Below are 1,311 nucleotides of genomic sequence, written 5' to 3'. Positions count from 1 at the left end.
CTAATTCCTAACCTTATTTGTTATTATCTTGCCAGTGCACTAAATCTTTTGGGTAGTACTCATGGTCAATAAAGCTGCTATCGTCTATGTTGTAAAGCTTAACCACTAAAGCGGCGCCCCAGCACCAATAGCCATTGTAGGCATCATTATCTAAAAGGTGAGTGTCAAGGCTCCCATATAATGTATACCAAGCATCTAAATAAACTTTAACTAGCGCTGACTTATACACAGGCTCTGCTTCTATCACCTTAAACAATTTGCCAAAACGTTTTTTAAATAAGGCAGACTTCGCTACTGCACGGCCTTTATCGCCCATGGCTACGGCAATATTATCTAATAAGCCGTCTTGTCCTTGGTTAGCTATAAGCTCAAGTACTTGTTGGTAGTAGTCTTGCCCCATACCTAAACAATAAGCAAATGCGAGCCATCTCAACCAATCTTCTAAATAGTCTTCACGAATTTCTTCCAAACCAATACGTGCTACTTGTTCATTTTCCGGCAAAGCATCAGCATAGTGTTTTTGCCATTGGCGGTATTCAAGAACCTTAAATGCATAAGACTCAAATTCGGCTAGAGCGTCGCCTCGTGAGTATTTTTGATGAGCTAAGTTTAATATATCGTTAACAAGGCGAAAAGACTTCTTCATTTTCACTTTATCTACAAAACTGCCCACTTTAACTTCTTCAATATCCTCAGATAAACACTCCTCGCAAAAAGTAATATTTTCATCAAAGTACTCTTTATTTCTTAAGGTATCTCTTAACATTTGTGATCTCTTTTATAATTTAATTGCTTTCCCAATGATTTTGGCATTTTCAGTTAACTCTTTAACTACCAGTGAACCATCTTCTTTATTTCTGATTAGGAGTTTTTGTACTGTACCGTCATCGTTTTCAAGTGCTTTTAAGATCTTTCTTTGCTCTTTCTTACTTAACCCTGCTTTTTCAAGGCGTTTAGCTGTGATCCAATTATTATCCATCTGTTTTGAGCCATCAGCCATTTTACCCAAACGCGCTGTATTATATTTGGCCTCAGTAATAACGTAATCAGGCGGTGGGTTCGGGTGAAGGTAAATACCATCTATACCTGTTTCACCGGGTTTGTAATTACCGTCAGTTTTTCCGAGTGGTGTATAGCCTTTTTCAGTCATGAGTTGGTGGCTATTATACTCTCCTGCCGCAGCCTTTTTATGGTTCATTGATTTAAATTCAGTAAAATCATCAGGTGTTTTTCGTGACTTTGTTAAAGCTTTAGCTGCTTGACCACCGGGTAAATTATTGCCACTTGGGGCTTTGAGTTCAATCGTTTTTA

Annotated in this window: 1 protein-coding gene and 1 pseudogene; both read right to left on the bottom strand. The window is 38.1% G+C overall.

The features are described 5' to 3' along the window. Positions 1 to 13 precede the first annotated feature (13 nt). Positions 14 to 766 carry a PoNe immunity protein domain-containing protein gene (locus ABD005_RS18035; RefSeq protein WP_343819147.1) on the bottom strand — a complete coding sequence of 251 codons (753 nt, stop codon included), beginning with the start codon at positions 764 to 766 and terminating at the stop codon, positions 14 to 16. A 12-nt stretch (positions 767 to 778) separates the two neighbouring features. Then, a pseudogene (locus tag ABD005_RS18030) lies at positions 779 to 1,311 on the bottom strand (hypothetical protein); the annotation flags it as partial.

It is taken from the genome of Colwellia asteriadis (assembly GCF_039523295.1).
Classification (GTDB): Bacteria; Pseudomonadota; Gammaproteobacteria; order Enterobacterales; family Alteromonadaceae; genus Colwellia; species Colwellia asteriadis.
The sequence above is the reverse complement of the archived record's forward strand: the minus strand, read 5'-3'. Positions and strand labels throughout refer to the sequence as shown.